A 20,231-nucleotide genomic window follows, 5' to 3' on the forward strand; every position below is an offset into this window, starting at 1 on the left:
AGAGAAGCTGCTTAATAAGCAAGCAAATGATGACAACTACCTTGAAAAACACCGCCACTGTCTGGTAGCCATTTCAAGAGTAAATAACGGTATGCTTCAGAGAGTTTCTCGTAAGTACCTTTGTGCAAGGCCTTGGCATATTTGCCACCCAAAATTGTCTTGCGATCGATACATCCATCCTATTTCGACATAGGTAGTGTCCTACACTGCGAGACTCAATGATTTTCCATTATTGCTAATTTGTCTGAAAGTTTAGATTCAAGACCGTTTTGCGAATGATAAGCCCAATACGATCAATCTCTATGATAAATGATCAGACGTTATTGGAAGTGCTCAAACTAAAATGTCCTCAGACAGGGATTGATAAAGTAATCGCGTTTCTGTCGGTGAGGTCACCTTCTATTATCGCAAAACAGACAGCTCAAGATTTATAAAATAATTGTTATGATATCTTATGTGAAATGTTAATGATTACTCCTCGTTTAATAGTTTCACTAAAGCTATTAGATGTAAGATTAAATAGGTAAACCACCTAACTGATTGAATCATTGACGGATCCTGTTGATTTTATGATGAGAGAAGGTGGAGCGAGTGAGTAGTCATGTCTCCGAGGTGATAGAAAACAAAGACAGTTTTGAACGCCTGTTTTCGAGCAAAATCCCGCGTCGCAAGTGGTTTGGTTGGAAAGGCATTGAACTGCGCTTGGTGTTGGCATTGGCTATGTTATCGATGACCACCATCTTCCTTTCGGTTGTTTCTAGCTTTACTTTTGACGATCTAAACCAACGCCTCGTTGAATTAAAAGAGAGTGAAATCCCCGCCTTAGATAACGCTGCACGCCTCAATGACATGGTGCGTGTGATTATCACGACCTCATCTCAGCTCAGTGACGCTGAATCGAATCTAGAACGTAAGCAGGCGATGCTTAAAATTGAAGAGGCCATTTCAGTGATGAATAGCGTTATGGTTCAGTTCTCTGATTATCACGCCTATTTTAAAGATCTTATCGCCCAAGTTAATAATAGTCTGAGCCTGTTGTATCAAAGTGAGATTGAGTCAGAACAACTCAATCAAGAACTTCGCAATTTACTTGAAGGCTTTTATCCTCTATTGCAACAAGCCAGTGATTCACTTGACAGTTTGCCTGGTTCAGCCAAAGACCAAATCCAATATACTCAGTTGAAATCTCTGCTTTATTACCAATTAGGCTTGGTAGAGAAGCTGTATAACGACTCAAGTTTTAATGAGCTCGATTACACCAGCTACCGTTTAGAGCAAGTTGGTGAAGAGTGGTGGAAACTTTGGGTCAGTGGTGATTTAAGACATGATTTTCCTGAATTAGATCATCAACTCACAGTGATCTATAACCTCGCCTCCAGTGATAGCAGCTTATATGGGATGAAAAACAAAGCGCTCGATCATCTTTACCAAGAGCAATATTTCCTGCAAAACAGCCGTGAACATTTGAATCAGTTAACCGTGCAGATCGAAAGCAACACCAGCAAGGTGAATAGCAATATTGACCAATCGATTCAGCAGGCGCAGCTGTCTTTACAATCGAACCAACAACTCTCTCTTTTTCTTTCTCTGTTTAGCGTGTTGGCTGCCGCTGCCATTTCGTGGTTCTACGTGCGTAAGAGTATTTTAGAAAGGCTTTTACAGCTCAAAGACAACATGTTCGCGATTTCTACCGGCCATTTAGATACCGAGGTTTCCATTCGTGGCAAAGACGAAGTAACACAAATGGCTAAGTACCTAAAGGTATTCCAGACCACGGCTAAAGTTGTTAAGCAAACCAATCGTAAATTAGAGGCGGAGGTAGAAGAACGTACCTTAGCCGAAGCTAAACTACGAGTGACTCAAGATGAGTTGATCCAAGCAGGAAAACTGGCTGCATTGGGGCAGCTCAGTGTTGGGATCACGCACGAGATCAATCAACCTCTGACCGCAGTAAACAGTCACGTTCGAAGTGCTCAATTATGGTTAGGCAAGCAAAGGCCTGACAGGGCAGAAGAGAACCTAAAAAAGATCGAGATTTTGTTAGACAAAGTGGCTGCGATTACTCGTCACCTAAAGGCCTTCTCACGTAAGAGTGATGGCAAAATTGATAACGTTGAATTGAATAAGGTGATTGGTGATGCGATTGACCTGTTTGAAACCCGACAGAGCGCTGTGTCGATTCAGTATTCGCCCCAAAGCAGCCAGATGGTTCGAGCTAACAACATTCGCTTAGAACAGGTACTGGTGAATTTGATCAGCAATGCTCTGGATGCGATTGAACACAGAGAGCAACCAGAGCTCAGCATCTCTACTCAAGATCATTCGAATACCATTCAGATTTTGGTGATGGACAACGGGTTAGGGATACCTGAAGAGGACATTCCGCACCTGTTTGATCCATTTTATACCCGCAAGACAACAGGCAAGGGGCTTGGACTCGGTTTGTCTATCGCATACAACATCATAAAAGACTTTGGCGGCTCGATTCACGTGGAATCAGTTGAACACCAAGGCACTACTTTTATCGTCACTCTACCAAAAGGCATAGCCTCATGACTGCAGAAAAACACATAGTTCTTATCGATGATGAAATCGATGTCGTTGAAGCCGTGAGTGAAATGTTGGAGCTAGAAGGTTTTAGCGTCACGACCTTTACCGACCCTAACCTTGGCCTTAAATCGCTCAAAGCAAACAGCCCGTCGGTTGTACTGTGTGACGTGCGCATGCCGAAAGTGGACGGTTTGACGTTGTTGAGCTCAATCCAACACCGTGCCCCAAATGTGCCCGTTTTATTGATGAGTGGTCATGGCGATATCCCAATGGCGATCGAAGCGATGAAGTTGGGCGCTTTTGACTTCCTAGAAAAACCGCTTAATTCGAGTGAGCTGGTGGAGAAGCTTGATTTGGCGATTGCCCAGTCTCAGCACAGTTGCCCATCAACCACGGATGGCGATGGGCAAGAGGGTTTACCGATTGAAACGGTGGTTATTGGCCAATCCAAAGCTATGGATACGATACGTAAGCAAGTGCTCGCACTGTCTCATACCGGTGTTGATACCATCATCAACGGCGAAACAGGAACGGGCAAAGAGGTGATTGCTCGCGCGTTGCATCAATTTAGCCGTCGTAAGGCGAAGCCCTTTGTCGCGATCAACTGTGGCGGCATGACAGAAAGCATTATCGAAAGTGAGTTGTTTGGCCATGAAGCGGGTTCGTTTACCAGTGCCAACAAGAAACGCATTGGCAAAATAGAACAAGCCAATGGCGGAACTCTGTTCCTTGATGAAATCGAAAGCATGCCAATTGCGGTGCAAATTAAACTGTTGCGCGTCATTCAAGAAAGAATGATTGAGCGCGTTGGTGGTAACGAGTTAATCCCGGTCGATATTGTGGTGGTAGCCGCCAGCAAAGCTGATCTCGCGAGCCTGAGTGAAACGGGGGAGTTCAGAGCCGATCTCTTCTATCGTCTTAATATTGCTAGCTTAAACCTTCCCGCATTGCGTCAACGCAAAGAAGACATTCAGGTGTTATTCCGCCATTTTGTGATTCAAGCGAGTCATAAATACAAGACGCGTCCGTCAACGATTTACCCTGAACAAATACAGCAGCTATGTCGACACGAATGGCCGGGTAACGTGCGTGAATTACGCAATGTCGCCGACCGATTTGTACTTGGTATTGTTGGTGATGGCTTCGATCTTCAATCACCAATTTGTGAAACGTCCGGAGAAGATTTTGCCTTTGAAAGACAGATGGAGCAGTACGAACGAAATGTTCTGACTGAGGCGCTTATTGAAAGCGCTGGCAACATTAACGAGGTATCAAGCAAGCTGAATTTACCGCGTAAAACCCTTTATCGAAAAATGAAGAAACACCAATTGGATAAAGAGAGCTTCAAGGCCTAGCTGGTTCATCCATTCGCTTAATAAAAGCACAAGACAACAATGACCCAATTAACTTTTAGTCGAATGGTTAACCGTTTCAAGTGATTGTAATAAAAGGGCTTTAACATTTGGCACAATGCGTGCAATCACTACGTTGTGGCATACGTTCACATGAGGTTATTCGGTGCTGAGTCAAAATATATATGACAGCTATCTATATATGACAGCTATCCAACACCGAATGATCGAATAAAGGAAGTTAGAAAAATAATTGCTTGTTGCAAGGAGATACAAACATGAAGCAAATACTGAAAGGTTCGATTGCTCTGATACTAGGCGTGAGCTCGATGACGGCATGGGCCGCAGCAGAATCAGCCGACTTAGGTCCTCGTCCCCTCTTTTTAGTGAACAATATGGATGAGAGCCCTTTGAAAACCAAGCTGTTGAGTTGCAGTGAAGGACCTTTTCACCGTAGTGATTTTTCTATTGGACATCGCGGAGCTGCGATGCAGTTTCCTGAGCACACCAAGGAATCCTACTTAGCCGCGATTCAAATGGGCGCGGGTGTCGTGGAATGTGATGTGACTTTCACTAAAGATAAGGCGTTGGTATGTCGTCACTCGCAAAGTGATCTACACACCACAACCGATGTTTTGGCACATCCCGATCTTGCTAAGAAGTGTTCGACACCGTTTACGCCAGCAAACCCTGCGACAGGCGAAGATGCGCAGGTTGAGTGTCGTACCTCTGATTTCACGTTGGCGGAGTTTAAGACTCTGAAAGGGAAAATGGATGGTGCGAATCCAAAAGCCACCACGGTCGAAGAGTACATGAATGGCACACCTGGTTGGAGAACCGATCTTTACAGCCAAAGTGGCACACTGATGACACACGCAGAAAGTGCGGCATTGTTTAAAGAGCACGGCGTGAAGGTGACTCCTGAGCTAAAATCGGCGGCGGTAGAAATGCCTTTCAATGGCTTTAGCCAAGAGATGTACGCGCAGAAGCTGGTGGATGAGCTGAAAGAGGCGGGTTTTGAGCCTTCAGAGACTTACCTACAGTCATTCAACTTAGATGATGTTAAGTACTGGGTTAATGAGACGCCTAAGTTCGGTAAGCAAGCCGTTTATCTTGACGACCGTGTCTATGAGCAAGCGGACTTTGTCGCGTCTGTTGAAAACATGAAGGAGCTACACGATGCGGGCGTGAATATCATCGCACCACCTCTGTTTGCTTTGGTTGAACTTGATAAGAACAACGAATTAGTGGCGTCTAACTACGCGAAACTGGCTAAGGATGCAGACCTCGACATTATCGCATGGACACTGGAACGTTCTGGCCCGCTAGCGCAAGGCGGTGGTTGGTATTACAAGAGCGTGAAAGATGGCATCAACAATGATGGCGATATGATGAAAATGCTTGATGTGTTGGCACAAGATGTTGGTGTGATGGGCGTATTCAGCGATTGGCCTGCAACGGTAACTTATTACGCTAACTGCATGGACAGCGACGCATAGGCGATTCTGAGAGCGCTGTTACGCCTGCTAATTATAGCGTTTGTATAGAGAGCGCTTAGCCAAAGAATAATAAGAGAAAAAGCAGTGAACCAAAGGGCCTTCGGGCTCTTTTTTACCACCGAAATTGGTGGGACATAAATGACCCAAATAGAGACTTCTCGGTTGGACAGTAATGACACAAAAGTAATTTGCCAATTTAGATTTTTCTTTAAGTGATTGAAATAAAATAAATTAAAAGGTGGCACAAAGGCTGCAATAGTGAAGGTGACTTTCAACAATAAGTAAAAGTAAGGTTTGAATATGAAAATCAGTGTTAAAGGACTGTTAATCGCTAGCTCATTACTACTTCCTTCAATGGCTATGGCAAGCGACTGCTCTAGCCGTGGTGTGTTAGACGATCGATACTGTGATGAAAACCAAGATTTGGTGGCCGATTCACCAAAGAACCCAGATGAGTGGAACGACCCAAGTACGCTTGTGTTTACTTATACGCCAGTAGAAGACCCTGCGTTGTACAAAGATGCGTTTGCGGATTTCCAAGCTCACCTAAGTAAAATCACGGGTAAGCGAGTGATTTACTACACAGTTCACTCGAACTCTGCGCAAGTAGAAGCGATGCGTTCTGGTCGACTGCACGTTGCTGGTTTCTCTACGGGTCCAACAGGCTACGCAGTTAACTTAGCAGGTTACGTTCCAATTGCGGTGAAGGGCGATGAGTCTGGCTTCCAAGGCTACAACCTAATCACGATTGTTCGTAAAGACAGCGGCATTAACAAAATGGCTGATCTGAAAGGCAAAAAGGTTGCACACACTTCTGCATCTTCCAACTCTGGCAACCTAGCTCCACGTGCGTTATTTCCAGCGAAAGGCCTAGTGCCAGATGAAGATTACAAAGTGCTTTACTCAGGTAAGCATGACCAATCGATTCTAGGCGTCTTCAATGGAGATTATGACGCAGCACCTGTGGCATCGGACGTGTACGATCGTATGGTAGCAGCAGGTCGTGTTGACGATTCTGAACTGAAGATCATCTACCGTAGCCCACGCTTCCCAACGTCTGCGTTTGGCTATGCTTACAACCTAAAACCAGAACTGGTTGAGAAGATCAACGAAGCTTTCTTTAGCTACCGCTTTACACCAGAAATGAGCGCATCGTTTAAAGGTGCCGACCGTTTCTCGCCAATCAGCTACAAAGAAGAGTGGGATGTGATTCGTGATATCGCTCATGCGACAGGTACGGCTTACACCAAAACTGGCTTGAAGAAATTGGCTGAAAAAGATGCGGCTAAACGAGCAAAGAAAAAAGCCGCTGAGCTAGCAAAACAAGCAAACAACGGCTAGTTCTTTTTTATTAGAAGACTAAGTTTTAGAAAGACTTAGTTCTTTAAAAACACCTACTTCAACTAAATATCTATGCCCTCGCGGGTAGGGCATAGATCATTCTAAAATTCGCACAAGGAAATGCAGTATGGCCGTAGCAAGCTATGAAGGAATAAAGATAAACAACCTTTTCCACGAATACGTGGCGGGCAAGCCAATCCTTAAAGGCATTAATATTGATATCGATGAGCCAGGTATCATCGCGATCATTGGTCCATCTGGTACCGGTAAAAGTACGCTTCTGCGCTGTATCAACCGACTCAACGATCCAAGCCAAGGTGAGATCATATTTGATGGCGCAGACCTGACTCAACTAAAAGGCCAAGCGCTACGTAAACAGCGTCGACATATCGGTATGGTGTTTCAAGAATATAACCTCGTGGAACGTTTAACGGTTATCGAGAACGTGTTGAGTGGCCGTTTGGGTTACATGACCGCTTGGAATGCATGGCGTCGTAACTACTCTGCGCAAGACCTCGCCAAAGCGTTCGAGTTACTTGAATTTGTTGGCCTGCAAGACTTTGCTAACCAACGTGCCGACAGCTTATCGGGCGGCCAAAGACAGCGTGTCGGTATCGCTCGCGCCGTTATGCAAGACCCATATATCTTATTGGCGGATGAACCGACGTCATCACTCGACCCGAAAACAGCGGTTGAGATCATGGAGTTGATGGAGACATTCGCAGAGCAGAAAAACATTCCCGTGTTGGTTAACATCCACGATGTGAACTTAGCCAAGCGTTATGCCAAGCGCATCATCGGCATGTGTAACGGTAAAGTTCATTATGACGGTAGCCCTGAAGGGATCTCAGAAGAAGATCTAAAAATCATTTATGGGGGTGAGTCATGGCTGGATTAAACCCAAGCTCGTCGCCAAGTATTCCATCAAGCGCATCGCCAGCGAAGCATGAAAACCCGTTCAAAACTTCATGGACTAACCGAGCCATTATCGCTGCGATAGTTGCTTATCTGTTTTACAGTTTCTCGACGTTAGGGCTGACCTTTGATCGTTTGATCATCGGCTTTGGTGAAAGTGAGCGGTTACTATCAAGAATGTTTCCGCCTGATTTTTCGCGTACTAGCTTACTGCTGAGTGGATTAGCGGAAAGCTTACAGATAGCGATCATTTCGAGTTTCTTCGGCATCATCATTTCACTGTTCCTTGGCTTACTTGCCGCAAGAAACATGATGCCTTCGATTGTATCGACACCTATTCGTGGCTTCATCGCACTGTGTCGTTCTTTCCACCCAGTGATCATCGCAATTCTATTCGTGAAAGCGGTCGGCTTTGGTGCCCTTGCGGGGATCCTGACTTTGGTATTCGCATCGATTGGTTTTATTGCCAAGCTTTTCGCTGAAGCCATTGAAGAGATCTCTTTTAAACCGGTTGAAGCGATTAAAGCAACGGGGGCGAGCTTTGTCAGCGTCATTCTGTACGCGGTTATGCCACAGGTATTTACTCGTTTCATTGGCTTTGCTAGCTACCAATTGGACTCAAACTTACGTAACTCAACCATGGTTGGCATTGTGGGTGCGGGTGGTCTTGGCGGTACGCTTTTCTCAGCATTCCAACGTTTTGATTACGACTTTGTCGCCGCTATTTTGATCACCATTATCGCATTGATTCTTGTGGGTGAATTTCTTTCCAACATTGTTAGGAGAATCTTCTAATGACAACTGCATCTATCGATAAAGAGTGGCAGCGCTTTACACCAAACGAACGCGTGGCTCGATTTGCCGTTTACCTTAGCTTAGTGTGTGCGATTGTTTGGTCTTGGCAAACCGTTGAAGTAATTCCTGAGTTCCTATACGACGCGCCAGCCCAGTTTGCCGACATGTTCGAGCGTATGGTGCCAATGGATTACGCGTTCTATCCTGAGTCGATTCACGCAGCGATGATTGAGACACTGCACATCGCGACGTTAGGTACCTTGTTTACCTTGGTATTTGCTATCCCTTTGGCGCTGATGAACGCGCCGAATATCACACCTAATAAAGCGCTGAACTGGGTGGCTCAATTCTTTCTGGTGTCTTCACGCTCTGTGAACTCATTGGTTTGGGCTTTGTTGTTTATCGCACTATTTGGCCCCGGTGTTCTCGCAGGCATTATGGCAATTGCTATTCGCAGTATCGGCTTTGTAGGGAAGCTGTTAGCGGAAGCGATTGCTGAAGTGAACATGGGGCCTATCGAAGCTCTGCGTGCAACCGGCGCTTCTTGGATGAGTATCTTGCTTAAAGGGTATTGGCCACAAGTGATGCCCGCATTCTATTCCATCGTATTGTTCCGTTGGGACATCAATGTGCGTGAATCTGCGGTATTGGGGTTAGTAGGCGCTGGTGGTATTGGCGTGGTGCTAAACGATGCGCAGAACCTTTTTGAGTGGCAAAAAGTTTCGATGGTATTAGTGAGTATCTTCGCAGTGGTTATCGTTGCAGAAGCAGTGGTGATCCACATCCGTAACAAACTCATATAAACATATGGTGCAATGCAGCGTGTTTTGTGTGATGTGTCAAAGTTAAGAGCTTATCTAGCATTTTGAAGCTCAAACGACCCTAGGTACTTCGGTCTACCTAGCGGTCGTTTTTTTATGTCTATTGAGTGACCTAAGACCTTGTTAGAAGTAGAAGGGCGTGACTCGTTTTAAGTGTCTAGCTTTTAACTGCCAGCAGCGCATCCACAAATTCTGCAAACCCATAGCCACCCGGCTGCGACATCACCTTACTTGGATGATGATCTAACTTATCCCAATAATGCTGAATGTTTGCCACGCCAACGGTGAGTGGTAGTGATTCGAACATCTGTTGATCATTCATTGAATCGCCGACATAACACGCTTGCTTGTGGGTTTGTTCAAGCGATAGGCCTTTATTAGCCAGAAAACGATGTACTGAGTTTTTCTTTGAGTGCTCGCCATACCAAGCATTGATATGAATCGAACTTGCCGTCGCGTGTGCGCCTAAAGCGTGTATTCTTTTAAGTACCACTTGCACTACTTCAGGGTCAACAGGTTCACGGTTTTGGCCGATATCAATCGCGACCTCACACAAGCGGTAAGATTGATCCAAAGTTAGCGAGAGGTCGGGGTAACTCAACAAGATCGCTTCAACTTGTTGTTTTAGCTTGGTTTGGCTCTGGCGCACTTGCTCTAGTGGTGTTTCCGATGAAAGCTGTAATGCACCATCTTGTTTCTCTAATAAGAAGGCGCCGTTCTCTCCAAGCACAGCATCGACAGGCCATAGTTGTGCAATATGATCACACCAACCCGCACAAGCGCCAGTCACCGCGACCACTTTGATTCCATTGTCTCTTAGCTTTTGTAACGCAATCAAGGTTTCAGGAGGGAGTGAGCCTTGCCAAGTGAGCGTGTCATCGACGTCGGTTAATACCCATTCGATGTGCTTCCAGTTATTGCCTAGTTGGTGTTCCATCCTCAAACTCACTTATTCGGGTTTATTGTGTTGCGTGGAGTGCTTAGTTCGTCGTTAAACGTCTTTCTCTCAGTCTGACTAAGTGACGTTAATTAACGCTTAACCGTGTTTAGAAAACACAATGTTTAGCAAAATCACCGGCTTCATTGGCAGTCCAGTCGCCTTTCGGTTTCTCTTTCATATCAGTACACCAAGCTTCACTGCCCACTTCTGTACAGGCCATAAGTTGAGTCGCGAGAAATAGAATTAATGCAATTTTTTTCATAATAAACATTCCTTTGTTGTTTAAATTCTTGCTTATAACTGTATCAAATACTACTAAGGATTGTTATAGCAGTCAGTGACATAAGTTGGTCAAAACGATCTAGGATTGGGCTGTGTTTTAAGGTTGGAAGCGAACGCGTGTTAGACAGTCGTGACAGTCAAATCAAAGCAATAGGTTGATTGATAAATTGATTGAGGTGTAGATCGAAAAAGCCAGCAACGCATGCTGGCTTTGAAATTCTTGTGCGCTTCTATTTGTTAGTGCGCTTTAACTACTTATCGAGTTATACCAGTTTCATCTCTTGGATGATGTCCGAAGCGATTTCTGGCTTCGTGCTCGTTGGTTTCTCGTGTAAGTCTGATTTCAATTGTCCCTTACGGTTACTTAGGCCTGCTTCAAGTTTCTTGAGTGCTGAAGCGATAGCTGGATACATAACGTCATCTGTAGCTTTTGCGTTTACACGTACACCTTCGTAGTTGGTGAACACTTCAACCTGGTGTTGACCATGTTCTTTTGTGATGATGATGTCGCAGCTGATCAGTGATGGGAAATGGTTAGATATCTTCTCGAATTTACCTTCGATGTCTTTGCGTGACTCGTCGTTAATTGATACATGATGTGTTTGAACATTTATTTTCATAAATCATACCTTTCCAATGACTGTGTCATTTAAACGTAGCAAACATCGGTTAGTTTAACCAACTGCGAAATAGCACATGTGTGATTCACTTCAGTGTTATCAAATAATCTCCCTTTACTCCCTTGAAAGTCCGAAGAACTGATCGCATATTATGTTTCGTGTTTTCAATACATGTTCAAAAATACCTCACTCGCGAAGCATTCCTCTAATCTACCTTGCCAGCCTAGGTTTTATCGCCTTAACCAAACGTCAGCTCAAATACTTATTCTAGTTTAAGTTTTATAAATCATTGCTAGTTTGATGCCGATATTGCTTTCTTATTAAATCACTGCAGTTGATATAAAAAGTATGGTTTATATAAAAAAGCAAAGCTCCGTGAATGCGACTATTGAATAAGGCAACTCTTGGTTGCCTTTATAGCGCCATCTGGTTTTAGCAATAGCTATTCTTCAAATTGGTAAGAAGAGGGCACCACAATGACGCCTTGTTTCGATATGTGAAAGCGTTTAGCGTCGGCAAGGTTATCAATACCGATTTGGGTGCCATCTGGCACTTTGACGTTCTTATCTATGATGCAGTTTTGTATGTGGCAATTTTTCCCAATCTCAACATCTTCAAACAGAATACTATCAATCACAATCGCGGCATTACTGACTTTCACTTTCGGGAAGAAGATAGAGTTTTGCGCAGAGCCGCCTTCGATCACTACGCCATTCGCTATCATTGAGTTGATGAATATTCCTTGGTTTCCTTCTACAGAAGCAATGGTGCGTGCAGGTGGCAGTTGCGGCTCGTAGGTGCGAATTGCCCAATCTGGTTGGTATAAATCGATAGGTGAGGCTGGCTTTAACAGATCCATATTAGACTGGTAGTAAGAGTCGATGGTACCCACATCTCTCCAGTACGCATCTTGGGTCACTCGGCCTTCTTCGTCGCCAAACTTATACGCGTAAACACTGTTGTTGCCGACCAATTTAGGAATAATGTCTTTACCGAAATCATGGCTTGAATTCGGATCTTCGGCATCCGTCAGTAGCGCTTGTGTTAATACCTCTTTATCAAAGACGTAAATACCCATTGAAGCCATGCTTCGAGTCGGCCTACCGGGGACACATGCAGGGTAGCGTGGCTTTTCGGTAAAGTTATTGATCTCTAGAGATTCATCTATCTCCATCACACCAAATTCTTTGGCTTCATCAATCGAAACCTCCATGCACGCTACGGTTAGATCGGCCTCGTTCTTTTTATGTTGCTTGAGCATTGGCGCGTAATCCATGCGATAGATATGGTCGCCTGATAACACCACTACATGCTTAGCTTCGCTACGAGAAAGCAGATACAAGTTTTGATAAATCGCATCGGCAGTACCGCTATACCAACTATCACCTGTACGCATTTGTGGGGGGACATTGGTGATGTATTCGCCGAGCTCGGGGTTAAGCACCGACCAACCATCTCTTAAATGTTTTTGTAAAGAGTGAGACTTGTACTGAGTCAGCACCAAAATTTGGCGCAGCCCAGAGTGTAAGCAGTTCGCGAGCGTGAAATCGATGATCCGATATTTACCGCCAAAAGGTACCGCAGGTTTTGCACGGTTATCGGTAAGGGGAGAAAGCCGAGAGCCAACACCGCCGGCCAGAACGATTGTAAGAGTGTCTTGCATGGTCAGAACCTCAATGTATTTATGATTATGAACATAGACTTGCAAGCGCTGAGCCAAATGTAACTCATTGAATATTAAACGAGATGAGAATGAATTCTGCGAGATTGCACCAAGTTGATGCGTACGAGGTGTTGGCTTGCTCTATTTTGATCCAAATAGATCCGGGCAAGGTGAATGGGTTAAATTAACGAAATGACGCACGGGAAAGTTGCATTACAAAACTGTCAATAAAATGAAGCAATAAAGTGATCAAGTAGATGCAAATTTACATAAGTTCTCACAAGTTTTCACAAATTGATTTCCATCAATAAAGTAGGGTTATTATATGCTACCTTGCACGCAAAATAAGAAATGATTACTCATTCACCAATAACGATTAAGCCCTCAAAAGGAAATTATAATGAAAAAAACAGTATGTGGTATTGCGGTTATTGCGGCTCTTATGTCAACTAGTGCTTTTGCTCATAAAGAGGGTGATTTCATCATCCGTGCTGGTGCCGCAATAGTGTCTCCTAACGATAGCAGTGGAGATGTTTTGGAGACATCGGGTTCAAAATTTGGTGTGGATTCAAATACCCAACTTGGATTGACATTTGGCTACATGTTTACAGACAACATCAGTCTCGAGATTCTTGCAGCGACGCCGTTCTCCCATACAATTTCTACAAACCATGGTGGTTTAGGTGATATCGCCGAGACAAAACATTTACCACCAACGTTGATGGTTCAGTACTACTTCGGCGAAGCAAACAGCAAGTTCCGTCCTTACGTAGGTGCTGGTATTAACTACACCGTATTCTTTGACGAAGAGCTTAATGGTGCAGCTAAAGATGCTGGTTTAAGTGACTTGTCTCTTGATGATTCGTGGGGACTGGCTGCGAATGTTGGTATGGATTACATGATCAACGACGACTGGTTTTTAAACGCATCCGTCTGGTACGCAGACATCGATACTACAGCCAAGTACAAGGCTGGTGGGAAACAGTACTCAACAGACGTTGATATTGATCCATGGGTATTCATGATCGGTGGTGGTTACAACTTCTAATCAACATCTTTAGTTTGTTAAAAGCGCTCAAGCTCCAGCCAGCTTGGGCGCTTTTTTATTGATAAGTGATCAATTTAACACTTGCTTCACAATTGCATAGTATTTAATTGCACAATATTCGATCGCATGTAATGTTTGAACGGCTCAAAAAACGAACAGAAAATAAAGCCTGTAGTTAGGTGTATATCTAATTACGGTTAATAATCAAGGAGATGATTGTGCTTAAACGTAACTTATTAGTAGCTTTACTCGCGATTCTGCCTACGATGGCAAGTGCAGAAAACTATTCAATCGGTACAGGCGGTCAAAGTGGTATCTATTACCCATTTGGTGGCGCATTAGCTAAAGTCTGGTCTGAAAACGTACCGGATGTGAATGCAAAAGCAGAAGTGACAGCAGCGTCAGTCGAGAACACCATCAAGGTTGTACGTGGCGATATGATCGCCGGGATTGCAATGGGTAACGTGGTTCTGGATGCCTACAATGGCGAAGGTAAATTTCCTAAGAAAATGCCAGTGAAAACGCTGTTTGCTCTATATCCAAATCTAGTTCATACCATCACTCTTAAAAACTCTGGTATTGATTCATTATCGCAACTCAAAGGTAAACGTGTTTCCCTTGGGGCCCCTGCTAGTGGTACGGCAGTAACATCTGCAGCACTACTTGAGTCGATGGGTATTGATGTGAAAAAAGATATTGATGCGGTTTACCTTAATTACTCAGAAACCACTAATGCTTTGGCGAATGGTCAAATCGATGTGGGTTTCATTGTTGGTGGTCAAGGTGTTGGCGCGGTAACACAGATTGCGTTAACTCACGACGTTAAGGTGATTTCTATCTCTGAAGAAGAGAGTGCTAACTTCATGAGACAATATCCAGCCTACAGTGCTTACGACATTCCAGCAGGTGTTTACAATAAGGTTGATCCAGTATCGACACTTAGTGTGTGGAACGTATTGGTGGTTAATGCCAACATGAGTGATGACATGGCTTACAATCTGACTAAAGCCGCTTTTGAGAACATCGGTGATATTCGTAAAGTCGTGAAAATGGCTGAAATGACCACACCAGAGAATGCTTCTCGACTGCAAGGCGTACCGATTCATGCTGGTGCTCAGAAGTACCTAGATTCGGTAAGCAAGTAACATCTCTACCTCAGGGCAAGTGAAATCTCACTTGCCCTTTTTATCAATTCGTTCTTATCCAGCAGGCATTAATATGGATATTACCCCTGATAATCAAAATGCGTCACCCCAACTATTACCCTATGAAAAACTCGTGAAAACAATGGGTTATTTGACTTTAGTTGTTGCAGTAGCACTGTCGGCTTTTCAGATATGGCAAGGCGTGAGTTCAACGATCTCGGCAACCTATTTTAGACCCATCCACTTGTGTTGGGTATTGGTATTGATCTTCCTTCACTTTCCATTGCTCTCTAACCGAAAGAACAAGCTCTTTATTGTGGGCAAGCTGATCGATGTGATCTTGTGTGCCGTGGTGGTGTTTGCTGGCTACCGTTTATGGATATTCGATTATAACGATATCAATCATCTGTTTTATGGCCTTCAATTTGCTGACATGTTTGCTGGTAGTGCTTTGTTGGTACTGCTGCTAGAAGGATGCCGACGTACTGTTGGTTGGGTGATGGTGTTAATCGCAGTGTTGTTCCTTGCGTATAGCGCGTTCGGTGACATGCTGCCAAGTGGTTTTTCTATTAAGGCTTACACGCTACAAGAGCTGATTCAGTTCCAGATTTACTCCGCTAATGGTGTATTTGGTTCTGCGTTAGGGATCGCCGCGACAACGGTATTCATCTTTGTGTTGTTTGGTGCATTTCTAGAGGTGACCGGAGCCGGTAAATTCTTTATTGATCTCGCATTCTCAATCGCCGGTAAATACCGTGGCGGCCCTGCGAAAGCCGCGGTATTGGCATCGGCAGGTTTGGGTTCTATTTCTGGTTCTGCGATAGCGAATACGGTGACCACAGGCTCAATTACGATCCCTATGATGAAGAAGCTCGGTTATAAACCAGAGCAAGCCGCAGGTATTGAAGCTGCCGCCTCTACGGGTGGGCAAATTATGCCACCAATTATGGGGGCTGGTGCGTTCGTGATGGCGCAGTTTACTGGTGTGCCTTACAGCGAAATCATGATCGCATCGATTGCTCCTGCTATTTTATACTTTTTCTGTACTTTGCTTTACGTTCATCTAATGGCGTGCAAGTTGAACCTCAAAGCTGTAAGCAGAACAGAAGCCGTGGTTTCGGTGATGAAAGATGGCGCTCACCACCTGATTCCGTTGATCTTGATAACGGCACTCTTAATGATGGCTTACTCACCGTTGCTAGTTGGTGTTGCGGGTTGCAGTGCAATTCTACTAACCGCGGCGCTGCGTAAACACAGTCGAATCGGATTGAAGAAATTCATTGAAGGGATGAAAAATGGTGCACTGATGGCGTTGCCGATTTCTGCAGCGTGTGGTGCGGCGGGCATTATTGTTGGTGTGGTAGGGCAAACAGGAATCGGTTTGCAGTTTACTCAGTTTGTGATGGACTTCTCTGGTGGCTACATGCTTATTGCATTGGGCTTAATCAGTTTAGTGGCTTTAATTTTGGGTATGGGCTTACCTGTAACAGCGGCGTATATTGTGTTGGCGGTTATGGCTGTACCAATGCTAAGCGATTTTGGCTTACCATTGTTAACTGCTCACCTTATCGTATTTTGGCTGTCTCAAACCTCGAACGTAACGCCACCTATAGCCTTGGCTGCTTTTGCTGGGGCTGGTGTAGCGAATGCTAACCCAATGAAATCTTCGGTAGAAGCGTTCAAGTTGGCGGGTGGTCTGTTCATCATCCCAATTATGATGGCATACACAAGCCTTGTGAATCCTGACGACGGAATGCCAGCGTTGCTTTTGTCAATCGTCCAGACGCTGACTATTATTGTCGCGATAGCGATCGCAATTGAAGGGTATTTGATTCGTTCACTGAGCATGGTTGAGCGCTTAGCAGCATTACTTGCCATTCCACTATTGCTACTCAATCCATTCGGGCTAGGACCTTTGGGGATTGTAATTATTGTCGCACTGATTGTGATTCAATGGCGTGGTCGAGAGATCGCAAAACAAACCTAGTGTTTATCGAGTTCGGACAAAAGAAAAAAGGGACCTTTACTATGTATAGTAAAAGTCCCTTTCTCTATACATCAATTAAACAAAGACGTTACGTAAGTTAATCACTGAAACTTACGGTTGTTGCTTAGTTGGTGCTAGAGCAATCTCACGGATACATACATTCTGTGGTTGTTGGTAAGCGTACGATACCGCGCGAGCAATATCGTCAGCAGCCAATACGCCGCCCATGTCTTCTTTCCAAGAATCGTAACCGTCTTTGATCTCTTGAGATGTTGTGTGAGACAGAAGCTCAGTTTCTACAGCACCCGGTGCGATAGTGGTAACACGAACATTTGAAGCCGCAACTTCTTCACGAACGTTCTCAGAAATCGCGTGAACAGCGAACTTAGTACCACAGTAAGCTGCGTGGCTTGGGAATGTTTTCTTACCCGCGATTGAGCTGATGTTGATGATAGTACCTGTATTGCGTTCCATCATAGGAGCAAGTACAGATTGCATGCCGTTTAGAAGGCCAATCACGTTCACGTCGAACATTGTCTTCCACTCTTGAGCGTCTTGAGTATCGATTTGACCAAGAAGCATTGCACCAGCGTTGTTGACAAGCGCGTCTACAGGGCCAAATTTCGCTTCACCTTGTGCGATTGCTGCATCAAAAGACGCTTTGTCTGTTACGTCTACTTTTACTGACAGTGAGTTTGGTAGGTTCAGCGCTTCAAGGCGGTCAACACGACGAGCTAAAAGTAGCAGAGGGTGACCTTCATCGCTTAGACGACGAGCGATTGCTTCACCAATACCAGAGCTTGCACCTGTAATTACGATTAGTTTTTTCATTTTATTTCCTCTGTACTTTAATTGCGTCGGTTGGCTACGACGTGTTGTTTAAGTGCATTCGAATCAAGTGCTTGTTGCCTTGCTTCGTTGCGATGGAAGTATATTAAGGAAAATAGCATTGTTGATATATAGCGCTTTACTTGAAACACTGTTGCTGTGGTGCAACAATAAAGGCGTCTATCTCATAACTTCATTAGTAAGCTGGTGACTATGCTCAATCAAATTAACCTGTCTGATATTCGCTCCTTCGTGCTTATCGCTCGTTTAGGTAATTTCACCAAAGCGGCAGAGGAGTTGGATGTGTCTCGTTCCCACGTATCACGCCAAGTGAGTAGCCTAGAAAAGCAGATGGGTGTAACACTGTTTATCCGCACCACTCGAACCTTGAGGCTGACGCACGCAGGGCAAGATCTGTACGCGAGATGTGAGCAAGCCCTCGATAACATAGACCAAGCTCTGATTGCTGCTGTGGACGATGTCGAAGAAGTACGTGGCGACATAAAAGTAAACTGTGTCGGTGGTTATCTTGGTGAAGTGATCATCGCGGATTTGGTGAATGAGTTTATGCAGCTCTACCCAGACATCAGCATCAGCCTTGATTTCAGCAGTAACCGAGTCGATTTGATTGAAGACGCCTTTGATATCGCTTTTCGTATGGGGAGCCTAGAAGACGCGGGCTTTATCGCAAGAAAGCTTTTGGACATAGAGATGGGAACGCTCGCAAGCCCTGAGTATTTCGCTCGCAAAGGGAAGCCAAATCACCCTAAAGATCTGATCCATCATGATTGCTTAACTGGCTCAGTGCGCAAGTGGAGTTTTCAAGCTTTGGATGACACCAAGAAAATGGTCGATGTGCATGTGACGGGCAGGCTGCAATGTAAGAATGGACGAGTGTTGGTACAGGGCGCCAAGTCGGGCAATGGGATTATTCGTGTTCCAACCATCTATTGCTTGCAAGAACTCAACGACGGGCAACTGCTGCAAGTGTTTGATGAGTGGATAGTACCTAAAGTGGACTTTTCAGCGATCTACCATCGAGACCGCTATCAACCAAGTCGAATTCGAACCTTCATTGATTTTGTGAAAGGCCGTTTTGATCAAATGCCAGTCAGCTAAATAGTGCGTGCTGACCATTATTTGGAATAGAGCAGATTCGCGTGGGCTTACATCTCGTCGATTTCGTTTTGTAGGTTTTCCAGCTGGTCTAGAATCAACAAGAACTTCTCACCGAACGGTGTCACTTGGTACTCAACTCTTGGTGGCAGTTCGTTGAACATTTGCTTATCTAAAATCCCGAATTCTACATTTCGCTTCAAACATTCATTCAATACCTTGGTCGATAATCCTTCTACTGACCGCACCATTTCACCGGGGCGATTAATACCATTTGCCAGTAATTGGTAAACCGTTAGCGACCATTTACAGCCGTAGATGGTTTCGACCATGCGAGCTGAGCGCTCTGGTGTTGATTTTCTTGAAAAAAAGTTTTCCTGATTTTTCATAAAGATGTACCAATAAGTACCTACCTAACCGATTTGTACTTACTATTCATGGTGTTAGTTCAAAGCCTAAGATTACCACGTTCACATGACTTAGGAGATAACAAAATGAACTTCACTAAAAATGGTATTGCAGTCGTAATCGGTGGCACAAGTGGTATGGGCTTTGAAACAGCGAAGCAGTTAGTCGCTCAGAGCATCCATGTGTTGGTTGTCGGCAATAACCCAACTAAGTTAGATAAAGCGGTGTCAGAATTGCAATCGTTAGGTCACGCTTCAGGTTGGCAAGCTAACCTTTATGATGATGCGAGTGTAGCTAATCTCATTGCGCATCTAGAGTCGCTTGAAGAGGGTATTGGTTACCTTGTTAATGCGGCGGGCTACTTCAACCCTAAAGCGTTTATCGAGCATCAAGAATCTGATTACGAGCAATACATGCAGCTCAATAAAGCAACCTTCTTCATCACTCAAGCGATAAGTAAATTGATGATCAAGAACGGCGGTGGCAGTGTGGTTAACGTTGGCTCTATGTGGGGTAAGCAGGCAATCAAAGCGACGCCATCTTCTGCCTATTCAATGGCTAAAGCTGGCTTGCACGCATTAACACAGCACATGGCAATGGAACTGGCTGAACATAACATTCGTGTAAATGCGGTGTCTCCGGCTGTGGTTAAAACGCCGATTTACGAATCTTTCATTAAACCGGAAGAAGTGGATCAAGCGCTAGAGGGTTTCAATGTGTTCCACCCGATTGGTCGAGTCGGTTTGCCGAAAGATATCGCCAATAGCATCTCTTTCTTACTGTCAGACAGTGCTGATTGGGTAACGGGTGCAATCTGGGATGTTGATGGCGGTGTGATTGCTGGCCGCAATTAATTAGGATTCTTTTAGGTGGCTGTCGCGCAGGAAATAGCGGCGAGATGGCCTCCTTGATGAGTATTCG

General features: G+C 44.6%; 19 protein-coding genes. 12 read left to right on the top strand and 7 right to left on the bottom strand.

Annotated features, from left to right (window positions below; genetic code table 11):
- Window positions 1-11: 11 nt before the first annotated feature.
- Entirely contained in the window at window positions 12-152 is a 141-nt protein-coding gene (locus tag ACED53_RS16250) for a GyrI-like domain-containing protein (protein WP_371715269.1), read from the bottom strand.
- A gap of 430 nt (window positions 153-582) precedes the next feature.
- On the opposite strand from ACED53_RS16250, the gene ACED53_RS16255 reads away from it, so the two are divergent.
- The 7 genes from ACED53_RS16255 to phnE (ACED53_RS16285) all read left to right on the top strand — a co-directional run bounded on the left by ACED53_RS16255 (window position 583) and on the right by phnE (ACED53_RS16285) (window position 9,255).
- Complete coding sequence (locus tag ACED53_RS16255; protein WP_017102052.1) at window positions 583-2,556, top strand: ATP-binding protein; 1,974 nt, start codon at window positions 583-585, stop codon at window positions 2,554-2,556.
- The gene (locus ACED53_RS16260; protein ID WP_102579761.1) at window positions 2,553-3,905 is read left to right on the top strand and encodes a sigma-54 dependent transcriptional regulator; all 1,353 of its coding nucleotides are present in this window, start codon (window positions 2,553-2,555) and stop codon (window positions 3,903-3,905) included. The genes ACED53_RS16255 and ACED53_RS16260 overlap by 4 nt, the downstream gene beginning before the upstream one ends.
- Before the next feature lie 275 nt (window positions 3,906-4,180).
- Window positions 4,181-5,401: a glycerophosphodiester phosphodiesterase family protein gene (locus ACED53_RS16265; protein ID WP_029225621.1), complete on the top strand. Its 1,221-nt coding sequence runs from the start codon at window positions 4,181-4,183 to the stop codon at window positions 5,399-5,401.
- 300 nt (window positions 5,402-5,701) lie between these two features.
- Window positions 5,702-6,742, top strand: a complete 1,041-nt coding sequence (gene phnD, locus ACED53_RS16270; protein ID WP_029225622.1) for a phosphate/phosphite/phosphonate ABC transporter substrate-binding protein — start codon at window positions 5,702-5,704, stop codon at window positions 6,740-6,742.
- 127 nt (window positions 6,743-6,869) lie between these two features.
- A complete protein-coding gene (gene phnC, locus ACED53_RS16275; protein ID WP_004732991.1) occupies window positions 6,870-7,640 on the top strand; it encodes a phosphonate ABC transporter ATP-binding protein in 771 nt (256 codons plus the stop codon).
- Complete coding sequence (phnE, locus tag ACED53_RS16280) at window positions 7,628-8,452, top strand: phosphonate ABC transporter, permease protein PhnE (protein ID WP_017102055.1); 825 nt, start codon at window positions 7,628-7,630, stop codon at window positions 8,450-8,452. Before phnC ends, phnE (ACED53_RS16280) begins: the two co-directional genes overlap by 13 nt.
- Window positions 8,452-9,255 carry a phosphonate ABC transporter, permease protein PhnE gene (gene phnE, locus ACED53_RS16285; RefSeq protein ID WP_017102056.1) on the top strand — a complete coding sequence of 268 codons (804 nt, stop codon included), beginning with the start codon at window positions 8,452-8,454 and terminating at the stop codon, window positions 9,253-9,255. The genes phnE (ACED53_RS16280) and phnE (ACED53_RS16285) overlap by 1 nt, the downstream gene beginning before the upstream one ends.
- A gap of 175 nt (window positions 9,256-9,430) precedes the next feature.
- Here phnE (ACED53_RS16285) and ACED53_RS16290 read toward each other — a convergent pair whose 3' ends face one another.
- From ACED53_RS16290 to glgC, 4 genes are all read right to left on the bottom strand, one after another.
- Window positions 9,431-10,210, bottom strand: a complete 780-nt coding sequence (locus tag ACED53_RS16290) for an HAD-IIB family hydrolase (RefSeq protein WP_029225623.1) — start codon at window positions 10,208-10,210, stop codon at window positions 9,431-9,433.
- A gap of 109 nt (window positions 10,211-10,319) precedes the next feature.
- Complete coding sequence (locus tag ACED53_RS16295; RefSeq protein WP_004732998.1) at window positions 10,320-10,475, bottom strand: DUF3012 domain-containing protein; 156 nt, start codon at window positions 10,473-10,475, stop codon at window positions 10,320-10,322.
- A gap of 283 nt (window positions 10,476-10,758) precedes the next feature.
- The gene (gene hpf, locus ACED53_RS16300; protein WP_009846260.1) at window positions 10,759-11,115 is read right to left on the bottom strand and encodes a ribosome hibernation-promoting factor, HPF/YfiA family; all 357 of its coding nucleotides are present in this window, start codon (window positions 11,113-11,115) and stop codon (window positions 10,759-10,761) included.
- A gap of 442 nt (window positions 11,116-11,557) precedes the next feature.
- Window positions 11,558-12,778 carry a glucose-1-phosphate adenylyltransferase gene (glgC, locus tag ACED53_RS16305; RefSeq protein ID WP_102250185.1) on the bottom strand — a complete coding sequence of 407 codons (1,221 nt, stop codon included), beginning with the start codon at window positions 12,776-12,778 and terminating at the stop codon, window positions 11,558-11,560.
- A 400-nt stretch (window positions 12,779-13,178) separates the two neighbouring features.
- On the opposite strand from glgC, the gene ompW reads away from it, so the two are divergent.
- The 3 genes from ompW (at window position 13,179) to ACED53_RS16320 (ending at window position 16,958) form a co-directional block, all read left to right on the top strand.
- Window positions 13,179-13,826 carry an outer membrane protein OmpW gene (gene ompW, locus ACED53_RS16310; RefSeq protein ID WP_009846262.1) on the top strand — a complete coding sequence of 216 codons (648 nt, stop codon included), beginning with the start codon at window positions 13,179-13,181 and terminating at the stop codon, window positions 13,824-13,826.
- 212 nt (window positions 13,827-14,038) lie between these two features.
- Window positions 14,039-14,971: a TAXI family TRAP transporter solute-binding subunit gene (locus tag ACED53_RS16315; RefSeq protein WP_017102057.1), complete on the top strand. Its 933-nt coding sequence runs from the start codon at window positions 14,039-14,041 to the stop codon at window positions 14,969-14,971.
- Window positions 14,972-15,044: 73 nt separating this feature from the next.
- Window positions 15,045-16,958, top strand: a complete 1,914-nt coding sequence (locus tag ACED53_RS16320; RefSeq protein WP_102250162.1) for a TRAP transporter fused permease subunit — start codon at window positions 15,045-15,047, stop codon at window positions 16,956-16,958.
- A gap of 111 nt (window positions 16,959-17,069) precedes the next feature.
- Here the strand turns inward: ACED53_RS16320 and ACED53_RS16325 are convergent, their stop codons facing one another.
- A complete protein-coding gene (locus tag ACED53_RS16325) occupies window positions 17,070-17,789 on the bottom strand; it encodes an SDR family oxidoreductase (protein WP_017100834.1) in 720 nt (239 codons plus the stop codon).
- Window positions 17,790-17,999: 210 nt separating this feature from the next.
- Here ACED53_RS16325 and ACED53_RS16330 point away from each other — a divergent pair, with 210 nt between their 5' ends.
- Window positions 18,000-18,905 (top strand): LysR family transcriptional regulator, encoded by a 906-nt coding sequence (locus ACED53_RS16330; RefSeq protein WP_029225470.1) that lies wholly within the window; start codon window positions 18,000-18,002, stop codon window positions 18,903-18,905.
- A gap of 47 nt (window positions 18,906-18,952) precedes the next feature.
- Here ACED53_RS16330 and ACED53_RS16335 read toward each other — a convergent pair whose 3' ends face one another.
- Window positions 18,953-19,291 (bottom strand): helix-turn-helix domain-containing protein, encoded by a 339-nt coding sequence (locus tag ACED53_RS16335; RefSeq protein ID WP_017100832.1) that lies wholly within the window; start codon window positions 19,289-19,291, stop codon window positions 18,953-18,955.
- A 105-nt stretch (window positions 19,292-19,396) separates the two neighbouring features.
- On the opposite strand from ACED53_RS16335, the gene ACED53_RS16340 reads away from it, so the two are divergent.
- Window positions 19,397-20,164, top strand: coding sequence for an SDR family NAD(P)-dependent oxidoreductase (locus ACED53_RS16340; RefSeq protein ID WP_102579760.1), 768 nt, complete (start codon window positions 19,397-19,399; stop codon window positions 20,162-20,164).
- Window positions 20,165-20,231 lie beyond the last annotated feature (67 nt).

The sequence above is a fragment of the Vibrio sp. 1F169 genome (assembly GCF_041439605.1).
GTDB classification, from domain to species: domain Bacteria; phylum Pseudomonadota; class Gammaproteobacteria; order Enterobacterales; family Vibrionaceae; genus Vibrio; species Vibrio tasmaniensis_A.

What these genes read in the sequence shown, in the direction of transcription:
- ACED53_RS16260 (WP_102579761.1), top strand. Translation starts at nt 2,553, where the DNA reads ATGACTGCAGAAAAACACATAGTTCTTATCGATGATGAAATCGATGTC.
- ACED53_RS16265 (WP_029225621.1), top strand. Translation starts at nt 4,181, where the DNA reads ATGAAGCAAATACTGAAAGGTTCGATTGCTCTGATACTAGGCGTGAGC.
- phnD (WP_029225622.1), top strand. Translation starts at nt 5,702, where the DNA reads ATGAAAATCAGTGTTAAAGGACTGTTAATCGCTAGCTCATTACTACTT.
- phnC (WP_004732991.1), top strand. Translation starts at nt 6,870, where the DNA reads ATGGCCGTAGCAAGCTATGAAGGAATAAAGATAAACAACCTTTTCCAC.
- phnE (WP_017102055.1), top strand. Translation starts at nt 7,628, where the DNA reads ATGGCTGGATTAAACCCAAGCTCGTCGCCAAGTATTCCATCAAGCGCA.
- phnE (WP_017102056.1), top strand. Translation starts at nt 8,452, where the DNA reads ATGACAACTGCATCTATCGATAAAGAGTGGCAGCGCTTTACACCAAAC.
- ACED53_RS16290 (WP_029225623.1), bottom strand. Translation starts at nt 10,210, where the DNA reads ATGGAACACCAACTAGGCAATAACTGGAAGCACATCGAATGGGTATTA.
- ACED53_RS16295 (WP_004732998.1), bottom strand. Translation starts at nt 10,475, where the DNA reads ATGAAAAAAATTGCATTAATTCTATTTCTCGCGACTCAACTTATGGCC.
- hpf (WP_009846260.1), bottom strand. Translation starts at nt 11,115, where the DNA reads ATGAAAATAAATGTTCAAACACATCATGTATCAATTAACGACGAGTCA.
- glgC (WP_102250185.1), bottom strand. Translation starts at nt 12,778, where the DNA reads ATGCAAGACACTCTTACAATCGTTCTGGCCGGCGGTGTTGGCTCTCGG.
- ompW (WP_009846262.1), top strand. Translation starts at nt 13,179, where the DNA reads ATGAAAAAAACAGTATGTGGTATTGCGGTTATTGCGGCTCTTATGTCA.
- ACED53_RS16315 (WP_017102057.1), top strand. Translation starts at nt 14,039, where the DNA reads ATGATTGTGCTTAAACGTAACTTATTAGTAGCTTTACTCGCGATTCTG.
- ACED53_RS16320 (WP_102250162.1), top strand. Translation starts at nt 15,045, where the DNA reads ATGGATATTACCCCTGATAATCAAAATGCGTCACCCCAACTATTACCC.
- ACED53_RS16325 (WP_017100834.1), bottom strand. Translation starts at nt 17,789, where the DNA reads ATGAAAAAACTAATCGTAATTACAGGTGCAAGCTCTGGTATTGGTGAA.
- ACED53_RS16330 (WP_029225470.1), top strand. Translation starts at nt 18,000, where the DNA reads ATGCTCAATCAAATTAACCTGTCTGATATTCGCTCCTTCGTGCTTATC.
- ACED53_RS16335 (WP_017100832.1), bottom strand. Translation starts at nt 19,291, where the DNA reads ATGAAAAATCAGGAAAACTTTTTTTCAAGAAAATCAACACCAGAGCGC.
- ACED53_RS16340 (WP_102579760.1), top strand. Translation starts at nt 19,397, where the DNA reads ATGAACTTCACTAAAAATGGTATTGCAGTCGTAATCGGTGGCACAAGT.